The following is a 14611-nucleotide window of genomic DNA, read 5'->3' as shown; positions in this document are numbered from 1 at the left end:
TGTCATGCCTCCCAAGCTGGCCACGGTCGCGGTCCTCGGGCTCGCCGGTGCCGTCGTCGCCGGATGTGGTTCGGATGCGGCCGAGACCCCGGCGCCGGGCGCGGCGCCCACGCCGCAGGTGACCGAGCCGGGCCCGTTCTTCGGTGCGTGCGGGTCGGTCACCGACGACGAGGTGGCCCGGGCCTTCGGGCTGGGGTCGTTCGCACAGGTCACCCGCAACTCGGTGGGGTGCGAATGGGAGCTGGTCGGGGCGGGCGGCCCGAGCGTGACGTTCTCCTGGTACCGCGGCAGTCCGATCGGCCGCGAACGGGCCGGCTCCGATCTGATCGGCCGGCCCGCGATCGACGTGGAGATCGACGGCAGACCCGGCTTCCAGGGCTCGGCGCAGAACGACGTCGGGCAGACCGTGCTGTGCGAGATCGGCGTGCAGTTCGGCGGTGACTTCGTGCACTGGTCCGTGACGTACGGACCCTTCACCCCGGCCGCGGACGCGTGCGTGGTGGCCCGCGACCTGGCCGAGCTCAGCGCGGAAAGGGCACAGGAGTGACGCGGACGAAGCGGGCAGCGGCGCTGCCGGTGGCGCTGGCCCTGGTTGCGGCGCTCGCCGGGTGCGGCAGCACGATCGAGGGGCAGGCGGTGCCGCAGGGGGCCGGATCGGGTGGTGCCTCCGCCGAGTTCACCCGCCTGCTCACCGAATGCGACGCCGTCACCGACGAGCAGATCGCGGAGGCGGTCGGCGTGGAGGCGATCGAGCGAGGCTTCTTCGGGGCGATCTGCCGGTGGGACACCGCGGGCTCGGCGAAGGTCACCTTCAACTGGTTCGAGACCGGTTCCCTGGACACCGAGCGGGGGACGGCGCAACGGCTGGGATACACGGTGGAGAACACGACCGTGGAGGGTCGGCGGGCGGTGCTGATGCGCCCGCCCGACGACCCGGCGTCCTGCGGGATCTCGGCGGGAGCGTCCACGACGGGGATCTTCGGCTGGTGGGTGCAGTACGCCCCCGGCTCGCAGTCCCCGGATCCGTGTGCGGCGGCCGTCACGCTGGCCCGACTGACCCTCGACCTCAGCAGTTGAGCGGCGGCGGACCCCCGCGGCTCGCTTTGACCTTGCGCCGCGCCGCCGGGTATCGTTGTGGGTCGTGTCCGGCATGCCCGGGCCGATCTGTGTGCCTATGCGAGGTAGTGCCGTGCGCGCGGTCTGTGGAATCTCCGCAGGAGCGAGCCCCCGGCTGCCTGTGTGGGGGTACGCGACACGCCCGACCTCGTGTGCACACGAGGGGTGGGTGCGGGGCAGCAGCTCTCTTGCCCCAACCGATGGATCCCTAATTTCAGAACAGCCAAGGTTGCTCGTGCGAGCAGTCTTCAGACAACGAGAAAGCCGGTAGATGCCAACCATCAATCAGCTGGTCCGCAAGGGCCGCCGCGACAAGGCCGCCAAGGTCAAGACCGCGGCCCTCAAGGGCAGCCCGCAGCGTCGCGGCGTGTGCACTCGCGTGTACACCACCACCCCGAAGAAGCCGAACTCGGCGCTCCGGAAGGTCGCCCGCGTGCGTCTGACCAGCTCCGTCGAGGTCACCGCCTACATCCCGGGTGAGGGTCACAACCTGCAGGAGCACTCGATGGTGCTCGTGCGCGGTGGTCGTGTGAAGGACCTCCCCGGTGTCCGCTACAAGATCATCCGCGGTTCGCTCGACACCCAGGGTGTCAAGAACCGCAAGCAGGCGCGCAGCCGCTACGGCGCGAAGAAGGAGAAGGGCTGATGCCACGTAAGGGTCCCGCTCCGAAGCGTCCCCTGATCGCCGACCCGGTCTACGGGTCGCCGCTGGTCACCCAGCTGGTCAACAAGATCCTGCTGGACGGCAAGAAGTCCACCGCCGAGCGCATCGTCTACGAGGCACTCGAGCGGGCGCGCGAGAAGACCGGCACCGATCCGGTCGTCACCCTCAAGCGCGCGCTGGACAACGTCAAGCCCGCTCTCGAGGTGCGCAGCCGCCGTGTCGGTGGCGCCACCTACCAGGTGCCGGTCGAGGTTCGTCCCGGCCGGTCGACCACCCTCGCGCTGCGGTGGCTGGTCACCTTCTCGCGTCAGCGTCGTGAGAAGACGATGGTCGAGCGTCTCGCGAACGAGCTCCTCGACGCCAGCAACGGCCTGGGTGCGTCCGTGAAGCGTCGCGAGGACACCCACAAGATGGCCGAGGCCAACAAGGCGTTCGCGCACTACCGCTGGTGAGTCGCCGCCGGCCGGGAGGATCCGGTGCTACCGACATCCTCCCGGCCGGCCGCTCGCACAACTGTGTCGGTCCCTCAAGGCCGGCTGAACATCCGAGAACACTGGTCCGCACCCTAGGACCGACACGAGCTACGAGCGGGGTTACCTGTGGCACAGGAAGTGCTGACCGACCTGAACAAGGTCCGCAACATCGGCATCATGGCGCACATCGATGCCGGCAAGACCACGACGACCGAGCGCATCCTCTTCTACACCGGTGTGAACTACAAGATCGGTGAGACCCACGACGGTGCGTCGACCACCGACTGGATGGAGCAGGAGAAGGAACGCGGCATCACCATCACCTCCGCCGCGGTGACCTGCTTCTGGAACAAGAACCAGATCAACATCATCGACACCCCCGGCCACGTCGACTTCACGGTCGAGGTCGAGCGGTCGCTGCGCGTCCTCGACGGCGCGGTCGCCGTGTTCGACGGCAAGGAGGGCGTCGAGCCGCAGTCCGAGCAGGTCTGGCGGCAGGCTGCCAAGTACGACGTTCCGCGCATCTGCTTCGTCAACAAGATGGACAAGATGGGCGCGGACTTCTACTTCACGGTCCAGACCATCATCGACCGTCTCGGCGCCAAGCCGCTCGTGCTGCAGCTGCCGATCGGTGCCGAGGACGCGTTCGACGGCGTCGTCGACCTGGTCGAGATGAAGGCCTACACGTGGCGTGGCACCGTCGAGATCGGTGCCGAGCCGACCGTCGAGGAGATCCCCGCGGACCTGGCCGACAAGGCCGCCGAGTACCGCGAGAAGCTGCTCGAGACCGTCGCCGAGAGCGACGAAGAGCTCATGGAGAAGTACTTCGGTGGCGAGGAACTGACCGTCGCCGAGATCAAGGGCGCCATCCGGAAGCTGACCGTCGCCTCCGAGCTGTACCCGGTGCTGTGCGGGTCCGCGTTCAAGAACAAGGGCATCCAGCCCATGCTCGACGCGGTCATCGACTACCTGCCGAACCCGCTCGACATCGGCGAGGTCGAGGGCCACAAGCTCGGTGACGAGGAGGAGGCCCTCACCCGCAAGCCGAGCAAGGACGAGCCCTTCTCCGCGCTGGCATTCAAGATCGCCGCGCACCCGTTCTTCGGCAAGCTGACCTTCGTGCGCGTGTACTCCGGTCGCATCGAGCCGGGCGCCCAGGTGCTCAACGCCACCAAGGGCAAGAAGGAGCGCATCGGCAAGCTGTTCCAGATGCACGCCAACAAGGAGAACCCGGTCGACGAGGCGGTGGCCGGCCACATCTACGCGATGATCGGCCTCAAGGACACCACGACCGGCGACACCCTGTGCGCGCAGGACGCCCCGATCGTGCTCGAGTCCATGACCTTCCCGGATCCGGTCATCCAGGTCTCCATCGAGCCGAAGACCAAGTCCGACCAGGAGAAGCTGGGCACCGCGATCCAGAAGCTGGCCGAGGAGGATCCCACCTTCTCCGTCGAGCTGGACGAGGAGACCGGCCAGACCGTCATCGGCGGCATGGGCGAGCTCCACCTCGACATCCTCGTCGACCGGATGCGTCGCGAGTTCAAGGTCGAGGCCAACGTCGGCAAGCCGCAGGTGGCGTACCGCGAGACCATCACCAAGCGGGTCGAGAAGCTCGAGTTCACGCACAAGAAGCAGACCGGTGGTTCCGGCCAGTTCGCGAAGGTCATCATCGCCCTCGAGCCGTTCGTGGGCGAGGACGGCGCGACCTACGAGTTCGAGAACAAGGTCACCGGTGGCCGCGTGCCGCGCGAGTACATCCCCTCGGTGGACGCCGGCGCGCAGGACGCCATGCAGTACGGCGTGCTCGCCGGGTATCCGCTGGTGAACGTCAAGGTCACCCTGCTCGACGGCGCCTACCACGACGTGGACTCGTCGGAAATGGCGTTCAAGATCGCCGGTTCGCAGGCCCTGAAGGAGGCTGCGCGCAAGGCTGCGCCGGTCATCCTCGAGCCGCTCATGGCTGTCGAGGTCACCACCCCCGAGGACTACATGGGTGAAGTGATCGGCGACCTCAACTCCCGCCGTGGCCAGATCCAGGCCATGGAGGAACGCAGTGGTGCCCGTGTCGTGAAGGCGCTGGTTCCGCTCTCGGAGATGTTCGGTTACATCGGGGACCTGCGGTCGAAGACCCAGGGTCGCGCGAACTTCTCCATGGTGTTCGATTCCTACGCTGAGGTTCCGTCGAACGTCTCGAAGGAAATCATCGCCAAGGCGACCGGCGAGTAACCTCGGTTGCAGAACCGGTCGGCTGCACGACCAAGTAAGTAACAAAACCGCACTGCTGCATACTGCAAGCAACAACAGTCCAGGAGGACCCTCAAGTGGCGAAGGCGAAGTTCGAGCGGACCAAGCCGCACGTGAACATCGGCACCATCGGTCACGTCGACCACGGCAAGACCACCACCACGGCTGCCATCACCAAGGTGCTCGCCGACAAGTACCCGGACCTGAACGAGAGCTTCGCGTTCGACCAGATCGACAAGGCTCCGGAGGAGAAGGCTCGTGGTATCACGATCAACATCTCCCACGTCGAGTACCAGACCGAGAAGCGCCACTACGCGCACGTCGACGCCCCGGGTCACGCCGACTACATCAAGAACATGATCACCGGTGCGGCTCAGATGGACGGCGCGATCCTGGTCGTGGCCGCCACCGACGGCCCGATGCCGCAGACTCGCGAGCACGTGCTGCTCGCCCGTCAGGTCGGTGTGCCCTACATCCTGGTCGCCCTGAACAAGGCCGACATGGTCGACGACGAGGAGATCCTCGAGCTCGTCGAGATGGAGGTCCGCGAGCTGCTGGCCGCCCAGGAGTTCGACGAGAACGCCCCGGTCATCCCGATCTCGGCGCTCAAGGCGCTCGAGGGCGACGAGAAGTGGGTCAAGTCCATCGAGGACCTGATGGACGCCGTCGACGAGTCCATCCCGGACCCGGTCCGTGAGACCGACAAGCCGTTCCTCATGCCCGTCGAGGACGTCTTCACCATCACCGGTCGTGGCACGGTCGTCACCGGCCGCATCGAGCGCGGTGTCATCAACGTGAACGAGGAGGTCGAGATCGTCGGTATCCGCCCGACCTCGACCAAGACCACGGTCACCGGCATCGAGATGTTCCGCAAGCTGCTCGACCAGGGCCAGGCCGGCGACAACGTCGGTCTGCTGGTCCGCGGCATCAAGCGCGAGGACGTCGAGCGCGGCCAGGTCGTCGTGAAGCCGGGCACCACCACTCCGCACACGGAGTTCGAGGGCCAGGCGTACATCCTCAACAAGGAGGAGGGCGGCCGCCACACGCCGTTCTTCAACAACTACCGTCCGCAGTTCTACTTCCGTACCACGGACGTGACGGGCGTTGTGACCCTTCCCGAGGGCACCGAGATGGTCATGCCGGGCGACAACACCGAGATGTCGGTCGTCCTGATCCAGCCGGTCGCCATGGACGAGGGCCTGCGCTTCGCGATCCGCGAGGGTGGCCGCACCGTCGGCGCCGGTCGCGTCACGAAGATCATCAAGTAGGCACCGCCTACGCGATCATCAAGTGAGCTAGTTCTCGCTGACGTCGGACGGCGTCCATCCCTCGGGGTGGGCGCCGTTCGGCGTTTCCGGGATCGAGCGGAAGTATCGCCGAGTCCGACGAGGTGAGCGGCACATTCGCTCGGCTCGGTGGGCGGCCCGGGAGACGACCGACCGGGCTACGCGGCCGGTTCGGGGTGAGCCGGATCCAGGTGCAGCAGGACCTGCGTCGCCACCCGGGCCCCGCCCAGGGCGCGGGCGGCCCGCTCGGCGGTTTCCTCGGCACGGGCGGTGAAGTCGGCGACGTCGATGTTCGGGTCCGCGTACACCGTGATCGACAGGGTCGGCAAGTGGCGTTCGACGACGGCCCGGCTGCGGGTGGCCCGCACACCGGGCAGGGCCGCCAGTTCGCCGGCGACACCGTCGGCCACCGGTCCGAGTTCCACGGCCAGAGTGGCCTCGGTGACCTCGTCGTACAGCTGCACCCGCGACGTCCGGCGCCGGGAGAAGTTGACCGCCAGGAGCACGATCCCGATCGTCACGCCCACGGCCACGGCGGTCCACAGCGCCCCCTCCCACCAGGACTGGTCGGGGACGTCGATGATGCGGGGGCGGTCCAGGCGGGCCAGCCATTCGCGGGCGAAACGCACCTGCCAGACCCAGGCCAGGGCGAACGCCCCGGCGCCGAGCAGCGCGGCGCCCACGGCGAACGTGAGCAAGCGGTTGACCAGGACGGTGCGCAGCTTCATCGTGCCGTCCTCGGTCGGTGCACCTGCACCACGAGCGTGATCGGCTCGGCGAGCAGTGCCAGGTTCGGGGCCACCGCGCCCCGGACCGCGGCGACCAGATCGGCGGTCGACTCCTCACCCGACCCCACGATGCTGACCAGCGCGCGACGGCGATCGACGACGGTGCGGGCCGTGTGCACTCCGGGCAGTGTCGACGCGTGGGCGCTGCACATCCGGGCCAGGTCGGTTCGGCGCATCCACACCGTGGGGACCGGTCCGGAGACCTGCAGCGGCACGTGCGTGCGGCGACGCGGCTTGACGGCCACCACCACGAGCACGACCCCCAGCAGGACCAGGGTCGCGGCGACGGGTGCGATCCAGCTCTGCCAGTGCAGCCGGCCGAACCACTCGAAGGAGTTGCGCAGCCACGGTGCGCCCGCGTACGTGCCGCGGACGATGAGCAGTTCCCGGGCCGCGGCGAACGCGAGCGCGAGTGCCCCCACGGCGATGAGCGCGGCCGCCGGCGCCGCGGCCGGGTGGGCGAGGGGCGGCAACGGCGCGACGACCGGGACCGGAGCCCGGTACTCGGTCCGGGCGACGATGTCGGCCTCGGTGTACTCGACCGGCACCGACGGTTCGTTGCGCTCGGCCGGCTCCGCGACGGACGTCGCGGCGACGAGGACGTTGAGTTCGTGCACCGGCAGACCGGTCAGCTCGTGGAGTTGACGGTCGACGGCGTCGTGCACCCGCCGGGTGAGGGCGGCGGCGTCGTAGGGCCATTCGGCCGCGATGTACAGGTTGACCGCGACGGCGCCGCCGCCGGTGGTGACGTCGGCGCGGGGCAGGTCCCGCCCGGTGAACAGGCTGAGTCCGCCGCGCTGGCGGGTCACCCCGGGCACCTGGAGTGCGGCGGCCGCGGCGATCCGCTCGACGGCGCGGTCCTTGATCACCAGCTGTCCGCGGTGCCCGACGGGGTCGACCGTCTCGGGGGCGACGGCGTCGGCGCCGGCCCGGGACGGCAGGGTCTCCGGCTCGGTGGGCGTGGAGTCAGCCACGGCCCCGGCTCCGCAGCAGGGCGCCCAGGTCGAGGAGGCCGTCCCGGTGGGCGCCGATCACCATGCCGAGGGCGCCGAGCAGGATGCCGAACAGCAGACCGCTGAAGCCGCCGAGGATGCCGGCGAGGGCGAGGAGCAGGCCCGCCAGGAGTCCGACGGCGGTGTTGCTGACAGGGGTGTGGTTCATGGGGTCACCTCACTGGTCGGGTGCTCACCGTCGGGCGACGGGATCCGCAGGTCTTCGATGGTCACGTCGACGGGGACGCCGACCAGCGGCCCGAGCCGGTCCCGGACCGCGGCCGCGACGGCGTACAGGTCGGCCGGGTACTCGACGACGATGTGGACCGCGCACGTGTCCGCACCGAGGCGGATCCCGGTGACACGCCGGCCCGGCAGATATGTCGCGACCTCGCCGAAGGCTCCGCCGTGCAGGTCGGCGACGCCGGGCACCTCGAGGGCGGCGGCCGCGGCCAGTTCTGCGGGCTCGGCGGGAGTGGTCACTGGACGCGGGGTTTCAGGTCGTCGGCGACGCCCGTGGCCTCGTCGAACAGCACGACGTCGAAGACGGTGATGTTGACTTCGGTGACCTCGAGGCCGGTCATCCGTTCGACGGCGGCGATCACGTTGTGGCGGATCGCGACCGCGAGTTCGTGCAGGGCCACGCCGTATTCGGCGACGATGCCGATGTCGATCGCGGCCTGTTTCTCCCCGACCTCCACGGCGACGCCCTGGCCGTGGTTGATCCGCGCGCCGGGGATGCGGTCCCGCAGCGCCCCGACCACTCGTGCGGTGCCGGCGCCGACGTCGTAGACACCGCTGATCTCGCGGGTCGCGATTCCGGCGATCTTCGCCACGACCGCGTCGGCGATGATGGTGCGCCCCTGGGTGTCGACCGGCCCCGGAGCGATTCCGCTGCCGAACTGCACGCGGCTGATGCCTGCGCCGCTGTCGCTGGTCATGGGGGCTCCTCGTCGGCCTGCCGGATGAAGTTCTGTCCCTTCCGACTCTAGTAACTCCCGGCGGGTACGGGGTGCGCGGCTCGCGCGAAGGACGCCCTGTCCGGGAATCCCCGGATTTGGTAAAACAGTTGCACGGATTGTGGTGGCGTGGGTCACTGCCGGAGGAGAGGGCGCAGCGGGTGGGTGTGACGGGAGTACAGCGGATCGTCGTGGTCGGGGCCGGACTGGCGGGGGTGCGCGCCGCCGAGGAACTGCGTCGCGGCGAATTCGACGGGGAGCTCGTCCTGATCGGCGACGAACCGCACCTGCCCTACGACCGGCCGCCGCTGTCGAAGGAGGTCGTCCGGGGCGGCACCGACGACACCACGCTGCGGCCCCGGGAGTTCTTCGACGAACAGCGCATCGAGCTGCGGCTGGGCGTGCGGGCGCGGGAGCTCGACCCCGCGACCCGCACCCTCGCCCTGTCCGACGGGCAGAGCGTCGGCTTCGACGAGCTGATCATCGCCACCGGACTGCGGCCGAGGCCGCTGCCCGGCACGGACGGGCTCGCCGGAGTGCACGTGCTGCGGTCGTTGGACGACAGCCGGGCCCTGCGCGCGGGGATCGTCCCGGGCGGGCGGGCGCTGATCGTCGGCGCGGGGTTCATCGGGTGCGAGGTCGCGGCGAGCCTGCGGGGGCGGGGCATGGACGTGGTGCTGGTCGAGCCGCAGGCCACCCCGCTCGCGTCCGTGCTCGGCGAGCGGGTGGGCGCGCTGGTCGCCCGGCTGCACACCGAGGAGGGCGTCGAGGTCCGCACGGGCGTCGGGGTGCGGGAAGTACGCGGCGACGGCCGGGTCACCGGGGCAGTCCTCGGTGACGGCACCGAACTCGACGTGGACGTGGTCGTCGTCGGTATCGGCTCGGTGCCGGTCACCGACTGGCTCGACGGTTCGGGCGTGCGCGTGGACGACGGGGTGGTGTGCGACGGCGTGGGCCGCACGTCCGTCCCGCACGTGTGGGCGGTCGGCGACGTCGCGGCATGGGAGGTCTCGGACGGCCGCCGCGCGCGGCTCGAGCACTGGACGAACGCCGGTGAGCAGGCGAAGGTGCTCGCCGGCGCGCTGCTCGGCTCCGGTGTCGATCCGGTCGCGCAGGTGCCGTACTTCTGGAGCGATCAGTACGACGTGAAGATCCAGGCGCTCGGAGCGATCCGGGCCGACGACACCGTGCACGTGGTGCGCGACGACGGCCGCAAGTTCCTCGCCTACTACGAACGCGACGGCCGTCTCACGGGGGTGGTCGGCGCGGGACTGCCCGGGCAGGTGATGAAGATGCGCGGGAAGATCGCCGCGGGCGCACCGATCACGGAGATCCTCGCGCCCACGTCGTAGCCGCCGCGTCGGCGAACGCTAGATTCGTAGGGTGATCGTTGCGCTCATCGACTCGGGTCTCGGCCTGCTGCCGACGTCTGCCTGGCTGCGCCGATTGCGTCCCGAGCTGGACCTGATGCTGTCGATGGACCCGGACGGCGCCCCGTGGGGCCCGAAGCCCGGGGACTGGGTGATCGACCGGGTCGTGCGCACCGCGGAGCGGGCCGTGACCCGGGGTGCCGAGGTGGTCGTCCTGCCGTGCAACACGGCCTCGGTGACCGCGCTCGAGCATGTGCGCGAGGCCCTCGGCGACGAGATCCCGGTGATCGGAACCGTGCCGGCGATCAAGCCGGCCGCCGCGGCGTGCGAGTCGGTGGCGATCTGGGCCACCGCCGCGACCACCGCCAGCCGATACCAGGCCGACCTCGTCGCCCGGTTCGCCGGCGACCGCACGGTGGTGGGGGTGGCCTGTCACGGGCTCGCCGACGCCATCGACCGCGGCGACACCACCGCCGCGGCCACGGCCATCGCGGCGGCGGCGCAGCGCACCCCGCCCGACGTGGGTGGTGTCGTCCTCGGCTGTACCCACTACCCCCTTGTCGCCGACGTCATCGCCGCGCACCTACCGCCCGGGGTACGGCTGTTCGACAGCGCCGAAGCGGTGGCGGCGCAGACGCTGCGGCGCATCGACGCCCTCGGCCGGCCGTGGGCGGGCAGCGGGCGGGTCGAGGTGTTCCTGAGCGGCAGGCCCGGCGAGCTGCCCCCCGGCGCCCTCGGCTACCCGGCGGGCCGGCGGCTCGTCGACGGCATCGGCGACCCGACCGCGGGGCTGCCCGGCGACGAGGCTCCACGCGCCGAGACGCGCTGACCGGCCGTCCCGCTCAGCCCATCCCGGTCATGCCCGCGGCGACGAGGCGCGCGACGCCCCAGAGCTCGTCGGGGGAGGTGCCGTCGAGACCGAACAGCCGGTCGACCGTGGCAGCGGAGAACATGGCCGACACCCACGTCGTCGCGCAGGCCCGCAGGGTGCCCGGTTGTATCGGGCCGGGCACGCTGGCCTGCAGGACCCGCATGGTGGCCTCCTGGAGGGAGGTCCGCAGCCGGCGCAGCGGGACGCGCAGTCCGGGGTGGCTCTCGGCCTCACGCCAGATCACCCGGAGCAGCGAGGAGTGGTGGGTACGCAGGTCGAGGGCGGCGTCGAGGTTGACGAGACTGGCCGCCGGGTCGCCGGGGGAGACGAGGCCGGTGACGTCCTGGATCGGTTCGGCGGGCAGCCGCTCGGCAACGAGTGTCTCGAGGATCGACTCCTTGGTGGGGAAGTAGTAGAAGATCAGTCCCTTGGGTACATCCGCGGCGACGGCGATCGCCGTCGTCGAGGTGGCGTCGAAGCCGTGGGCGGCGAAGAGGGTTTCGGCGGCGTCGAGGATGTGCACGCGCGCGGCGTTGTCCCGCCGGGCGCGACGGCGCGGCGGTTTCGAGCCCGGGGTGCTCATGGCGTTCACCTCCGGGGGCACGGGCGGGAATGTGACGGCGCCAGGGGCGTGGGCGGACGGCCGGCATGCCGGCCGTCCGCGGGGTGTGTGACGCGGGGTGTGTGATCAGTGGTGCGTGGCCAGTCCGCCGTGTCCGTGCATCCGGGCGTTCATCGCGGGCAGCGCTGCTACCGCGACGACCACGGTGAGCACGCCCACCACCCAGGCCGTCCAGGATGCACCGCTGTACTCGGTGTAGCCCATGACCCAGGGGGACAGGAACAACAGCACGCCGAGCACACCCATCGCGTAGTCGATCGCTGCCATCGTGGGCCGGACGATCTGCGCGAGTCCGGTCAGCGCGATCAGCACGCCGAGAACGACGAGGGTCCACGTCGTCGTGGTGTCGGTGGTGACCCACAGGGGGGACAGGGCGGTGAAGACGCCCAGGATCACGGCCACGTAGTCCTGTAGCCGGCTGTCGGAGAACATGTCGAGCCTCCTCGTGCGTATCGGGTCCTGCCTTCGGTATAGACCTGATCGACCGGTCGGTCAACGGCCGGGACGTTGCACTGCGATAACACTCGAGCGCAGGTGAGAGGCGGTTTTTACCGGGAAGTGACCGGGCGGGGAATGATCGCCGAGGGCGGCATGTTCCACTAGTTCGTTGCCTTGGTCAACGAACTGTCGACCGTTCCCACGAGTTCCGAGGAGGTCCGATGCCGGAGTCGACGCCGGGTCGCTCCCTGCCACGCCGTCACGGTTTCCTGGCGGTCGGCACGGCCAGCTTCCTGCTCACCGCGTCGTCGTCCGCTCCCTCCCCGCTCTACCCGCTGTACCAGCAGCAGTGGGGCTTCTCGCCGGGGATGCTGACCGCCGTCTTCGCCGTGTACGCCCTGGCCCTGCTCGCCACCCTGCTGACGATCGGCTCGATCTCCGATCACGTCGGCCGCCGGCCCGTGCTGATCGGGGCGCTGCTGCTGCTCGTGGTGAGCATGGGCGTGTTCGTCCTCGCCGACGACGTGGGCTGGCTCGTCCTGGCCCGGGTGCTGCAAGGCCTCGCGGTCGGGGCCGCCACCGGCGCCGTGAGCGCCGCCGTGATCGACCTGCAACCGAGCCCCCGGCTCGGATCCTTCGTCAACAGTGTCGCGCCGTCGCTCGGGCTCGCCCTCGGTGCGGCCGGGGCGGGGCTGCTCGTGCAGTTCGCGCCCTTTCCCACCGTGCTGGTCTACGTCCTCGTCGTCGTGATCGCGCTGTCGCTGGCCGTCGTGCTCGTCTTCGTCCCCGACCGGGTGCCCGCGCCGGGCTTCGCGTCCCGCGGGGCCGCGCTGCGCAGCCTGCTGCCGAGCGCGTCCGTGCCGGCCGGGGTGCGGGGCCCGTACCTGGTGATCCTGCCGGGCCTGCTGTCGGCGTGGTCGCTCGGCGGGCTCTACATGTCCCTCGGGCCGTCGATCGTGGGTACGGTCTTCGGGATCGGCAACCGCCTCGTCGCCGGTCTGGCGATCTGCACGCTCTTCGCCTCCGGTTCGGTGGCGGCGACGATGCTGCGCGGCTTCGATCCGCGGCGCGTCGTCGTCGCGGGGACCGTGATCCTGGCCGCCGGCGTGGGCGTCGTCGTGACCGCCGTGCTCGGCGGGTGGGCCGTCGCCTACTTCGCCGGTACCGCCGTCGCGGGCTTCGGCTGGGGCGCGGCGTTCCTGGGAGCGATGAACGTCATCGGCGCCCTTGCGGCGCCACACGAGCGCGGGCGCCTGTTCGCCACCACGTTCGTCGTCTGCTACCTCGCGTTCTCCGTGCCGGCGGTGATCGCGGGCCTCGCGGCCGGCGTGTACGGGCTCACCGCGACGACGCTGGGCTACGGCGGCGCCGTGATCGTGCTCGCGCTCGGCGCCGGGGCGGGTGTGGCGCTGCGCGGCCCACGAAAGCCGGGCGTCCACCGGGTGGAGACGCCGGTCCTCGTCCGCTGAGACGAGGACCGGCGACGTCTCAGAAGACGATCTTGACGGTGTCCGTCACCGGGCGGGCCTGGCAGCCGAGGACGTAGCCTGCCTCGATGTCCTCGGGGTCGAGGATCTCGCAGTGCTCCATCTCGACCTTGCCGTCGAGGACGGTGCACGCACACGAGCCGCACTCGCCTTCCTGGCAGGAGTAGGGCACGTCGAGTCCCTTGGAGAGCATGATGTCGACGAGGGTCTGCGAGCGCGGCCACGGAATCGTGTGGGTTTCCCCGTCCAGCTCGACCTCCACCGTCGCGGCGTCGGCCGCCTCCTCGTCGCTCACCTCGAGGGGCGTGTGGTCGGCGAACGGGTCTCCCGCGAGGGAGTTGAACACCTCCGCGTGCACCTGCGTGCGCGGCATGCCCGCGATCTGCAGCGCCCGGTGTACGGCATCCATGAACGGGCCGGGGCCGCACATGAACGCCTCGTGGCTGCTGAACGGAGCCGCCAGGGTGGCGAGCTGCTCGGCGGACGGCAGGCCCTGCACGGACTCGAGCCAGTGCACGACGGTCAGGCGGGTCGGGTACTTATCGGCCAGGGCGCGCAGCTCCTCGGCGAAGATGACCGACGCCTCGTCGCGGTTGGCGTAGACCAGCACGACCTTCCCGGAGCCCTGGGTCAGGGCCGACTTGAGGATCGAGACGACCGGGGTGATGCCGCTGCCCGCGCCGAACAGCAGGAAGTCGTGGTCGAGCGACTTCGGGGTGAAGACGCCCGACGGCGGCAGGACCTCGATGCGGTCGCCGGCGGAGATCCGGTCGCACAGCCAGTTGGACCCGTAGCCGTCGACGGTCCGCTTGACCGTGACCTTGGGGGCGTCGTCGGTGTACGGGGAGCTGGCCAGCGAGTAGCAGCGGGCCACGGAGCCGGTCTGCTCGCTCGGAATGCGCAGGGTCAGGAACTGTCCGGGCTTGTACGCGAACTTGTCCTGGAGCTCGGCCGGCACGTCGAAGACGATCGAGCGCGAGTCCGGCGTCTCCTCGATGACTGCGGAGACGGTCAGGATCGCGGATCGCGAGCCGTGCGGCACCTCGACTGTCGTCATGGCCAGGTCGGTCCTTCCGTGGTGCGGGTGAAGCAATCTAGAACGCGTTCTAGTTCCAGGTTATCAGCAACACGACGCTACCGGGACGGGGCGCGTCGGCCTGCGGTCGGCTCCCGATCAGCGGGAACGGACCCCTGCCCGATCGGGCAGGCCGCCCCGCTCGACCGGACGGCTTCGGTGCCGCGACCGGACGGTTCGGGCCCGAAGGCCTTTCCGTGGGCGTGATCGAGACCGAAGGTGG

17 protein-coding genes are annotated in these 14611 nt (G+C 70.2%); 9 read left to right on the top strand and 8 right to left on the bottom strand.

What is annotated here, in order from left to right:
• The first annotated feature begins 4 nt into the window (after window positions 1–4).
• From QNA09_RS16370 to tuf, 6 genes are all read left to right on the top strand, one after another.
• The gene (locus tag QNA09_RS16370; RefSeq protein ID WP_010591980.1) at window positions 5–547 is read left to right on the top strand and encodes a DUF3558 domain-containing protein; all 543 of its coding nucleotides are present in this window, start codon (window positions 5–7) and stop codon (window positions 545–547) included.
• Window positions 544–1077 (top strand): DUF3558 domain-containing protein, encoded by a 534-nt coding sequence (locus tag QNA09_RS16365; RefSeq protein ID WP_010591979.1) that lies wholly within the window; start codon window positions 544–546, stop codon window positions 1075–1077. The genes QNA09_RS16370 and QNA09_RS16365 overlap by 4 nt, the downstream gene beginning before the upstream one ends.
• Before the next feature lie 310 nt (window positions 1078–1387).
• The gene (gene rpsL, locus QNA09_RS16360; protein ID WP_003937662.1) at window positions 1388–1762 is read left to right on the top strand and encodes a 30S ribosomal protein S12; all 375 of its coding nucleotides are present in this window, start codon (window positions 1388–1390) and stop codon (window positions 1760–1762) included.
• Window positions 1762–2232 carry a 30S ribosomal protein S7 gene (gene rpsG, locus QNA09_RS16355; RefSeq protein WP_003937663.1) on the top strand — a complete coding sequence of 157 codons (471 nt, stop codon included), beginning with the start codon at window positions 1762–1764 and terminating at the stop codon, window positions 2230–2232. The genes rpsL and rpsG overlap by 1 nt, the downstream gene beginning before the upstream one ends.
• Before the next feature lie 147 nt (window positions 2233–2379).
• Complete coding sequence (gene fusA / locus QNA09_RS16350) at window positions 2380–4482, top strand: elongation factor G (RefSeq protein ID WP_010591978.1); 2103 nt, start codon at window positions 2380–2382, stop codon at window positions 4480–4482.
• 95 nt (window positions 4483–4577) lie between these two features.
• Window positions 4578–5768: an elongation factor Tu gene (gene tuf / locus QNA09_RS16345; protein ID WP_003937665.1), complete on the top strand. Its 1191-nt coding sequence runs from the start codon at window positions 4578–4580 to the stop codon at window positions 5766–5768.
• Between the two features lie 176 nt (window positions 5769–5944).
• Here tuf and QNA09_RS16340 read toward each other — a convergent pair whose 3' ends face one another.
• Genes QNA09_RS16340 through QNA09_RS16320 form a run of 5 tightly spaced genes read right to left on the bottom strand, consistent with a single transcriptional unit; the run spans window position 5945 to window position 8507 of the window.
• Window positions 5945–6514 carry a hypothetical protein gene (locus QNA09_RS16340; RefSeq protein ID WP_010591977.1) on the bottom strand — a complete coding sequence of 190 codons (570 nt, stop codon included), beginning with the start codon at window positions 6512–6514 and terminating at the stop codon, window positions 5945–5947.
• Entirely contained in the window at window positions 6511–7548 is a 1038-nt protein-coding gene (locus QNA09_RS16335; protein WP_010591976.1) for a DUF6286 domain-containing Asp23/Gls24 family envelope stress response protein, read from the bottom strand. Before QNA09_RS16335 ends, QNA09_RS16340 begins: the two co-directional genes overlap by 4 nt.
• On the bottom strand, window positions 7541–7735 hold the full coding sequence (locus QNA09_RS16330) for a hypothetical protein (protein ID WP_017680000.1): 195 nt from the start codon (window positions 7733–7735) through the stop codon (window positions 7541–7543). The genes QNA09_RS16335 and QNA09_RS16330 overlap by 8 nt, the downstream gene beginning before the upstream one ends.
• Window positions 7732–8049 carry a hypothetical protein gene (locus tag QNA09_RS16325; RefSeq protein WP_010591974.1) on the bottom strand — a complete coding sequence of 106 codons (318 nt, stop codon included), beginning with the start codon at window positions 8047–8049 and terminating at the stop codon, window positions 7732–7734. Before QNA09_RS16325 ends, QNA09_RS16330 begins: the two co-directional genes overlap by 4 nt.
• Window positions 8046–8507, bottom strand: coding sequence for an Asp23/Gls24 family envelope stress response protein (locus QNA09_RS16320; RefSeq protein ID WP_010591973.1), 462 nt, complete (start codon window positions 8505–8507; stop codon window positions 8046–8048). Before QNA09_RS16320 ends, QNA09_RS16325 begins: the two co-directional genes overlap by 4 nt.
• A 179-nt stretch (window positions 8508–8686) precedes the next feature.
• Here QNA09_RS16320 and QNA09_RS16315 point away from each other — a divergent pair, with 179 nt between their 5' ends.
• Together QNA09_RS16315 and QNA09_RS16310 are read left to right on the top strand one after the other, a co-directional pair.
• Complete coding sequence (locus QNA09_RS16315) at window positions 8687–9877, top strand: NAD(P)/FAD-dependent oxidoreductase (protein ID WP_010591972.1); 1191 nt, start codon at window positions 8687–8689, stop codon at window positions 9875–9877.
• A gap of 31 nt (window positions 9878–9908) precedes the next feature.
• Window positions 9909–10724, top strand: a complete 816-nt coding sequence (locus QNA09_RS16310) for a glutamate racemase (RefSeq protein WP_010591971.1) — start codon at window positions 9909–9911, stop codon at window positions 10722–10724.
• A gap of 13 nt (window positions 10725–10737) precedes the next feature.
• Here QNA09_RS16310 and QNA09_RS16305 read toward each other — a convergent pair whose 3' ends face one another.
• The gene (locus tag QNA09_RS16305) at window positions 10738–11349 is read right to left on the bottom strand and encodes a TetR/AcrR family transcriptional regulator (protein WP_010591970.1); all 612 of its coding nucleotides are present in this window, start codon (window positions 11347–11349) and stop codon (window positions 10738–10740) included.
• Window positions 11350–11454: 105 nt separating this feature from the next.
• On the bottom strand, window positions 11455–11820 hold the full coding sequence (locus tag QNA09_RS16300; RefSeq protein ID WP_010591969.1) for an SPW repeat protein: 366 nt from the start codon (window positions 11818–11820) through the stop codon (window positions 11455–11457).
• Window positions 11821–12047: 227 nt separating this feature from the next.
• On the opposite strand from QNA09_RS16300, the gene QNA09_RS16295 reads away from it, so the two are divergent.
• Window positions 12048–13295 (top strand): MFS transporter, encoded by a 1248-nt coding sequence (locus QNA09_RS16295; RefSeq protein WP_017679998.1) that lies wholly within the window; start codon window positions 12048–12050, stop codon window positions 13293–13295.
• A gap of 19 nt (window positions 13296–13314) precedes the next feature.
• On the opposite strand, the gene QNA09_RS16290 is transcribed toward QNA09_RS16295, so the two are convergent.
• The gene (locus tag QNA09_RS16290) at window positions 13315–14370 is read right to left on the bottom strand and encodes a ferredoxin--NADP reductase (protein ID WP_040272178.1); all 1056 of its coding nucleotides are present in this window, start codon (window positions 14368–14370) and stop codon (window positions 13315–13317) included.
• Between the last annotated feature and the right edge of the window lie 241 nt (window positions 14371–14611).

Source organism: Rhodococcus sp. AH-ZY2, from assembly GCF_030916465.1.
Taxonomy (GTDB): Bacteria; Actinomycetota; Actinomycetes; order Mycobacteriales; family Mycobacteriaceae; genus Rhodococcus; species Rhodococcus ruber.
This window is presented reverse-complemented; position numbering and strand designations above follow the sequence as displayed.

Coding starts and splice junctions, on each gene's coding strand:
- QNA09_RS16370 (WP_010591980.1), top strand. CDS start 5: ATGCCTCCCAAGCTGGCCACGGTCGCGGTCCTCGGGCTCGCCGGTGCC.
- rpsL (WP_003937662.1), top strand. CDS start 1,388: ATGCCAACCATCAATCAGCTGGTCCGCAAGGGCCGCCGCGACAAGGCC.
- rpsG (WP_003937663.1), top strand. CDS start 1,762: ATGCCACGTAAGGGTCCCGCTCCGAAGCGTCCCCTGATCGCCGACCCG.
- QNA09_RS16340 (WP_010591977.1), bottom strand. CDS start 6,514: ATGAAGCTGCGCACCGTCCTGGTCAACCGCTTGCTCACGTTCGCCGTG.
- QNA09_RS16330 (WP_017680000.1), bottom strand. CDS start 7,735: ATGAACCACACCCCTGTCAGCAACACCGCCGTCGGACTCCTGGCGGGC.
- QNA09_RS16320 (WP_010591973.1), bottom strand. CDS start 8,507: ATGACCAGCGACAGCGGCGCAGGCATCAGCCGCGTGCAGTTCGGCAGC.
- QNA09_RS16305 (WP_010591970.1), bottom strand. CDS start 11,349: ATGAGCACCCCGGGCTCGAAACCGCCGCGCCGTCGCGCCCGGCGGGAC.
- QNA09_RS16300 (WP_010591969.1), bottom strand. CDS start 11,820: ATGTTCTCCGACAGCCGGCTACAGGACTACGTGGCCGTGATCCTGGGC.
- QNA09_RS16295 (WP_017679998.1), top strand. CDS start 12,048: ATGCCGGAGTCGACGCCGGGTCGCTCCCTGCCACGCCGTCACGGTTTC.
- QNA09_RS16290 (WP_040272178.1), bottom strand. CDS start 14,370: ATGACGACAGTCGAGGTGCCGCACGGCTCGCGATCCGCGATCCTGACC.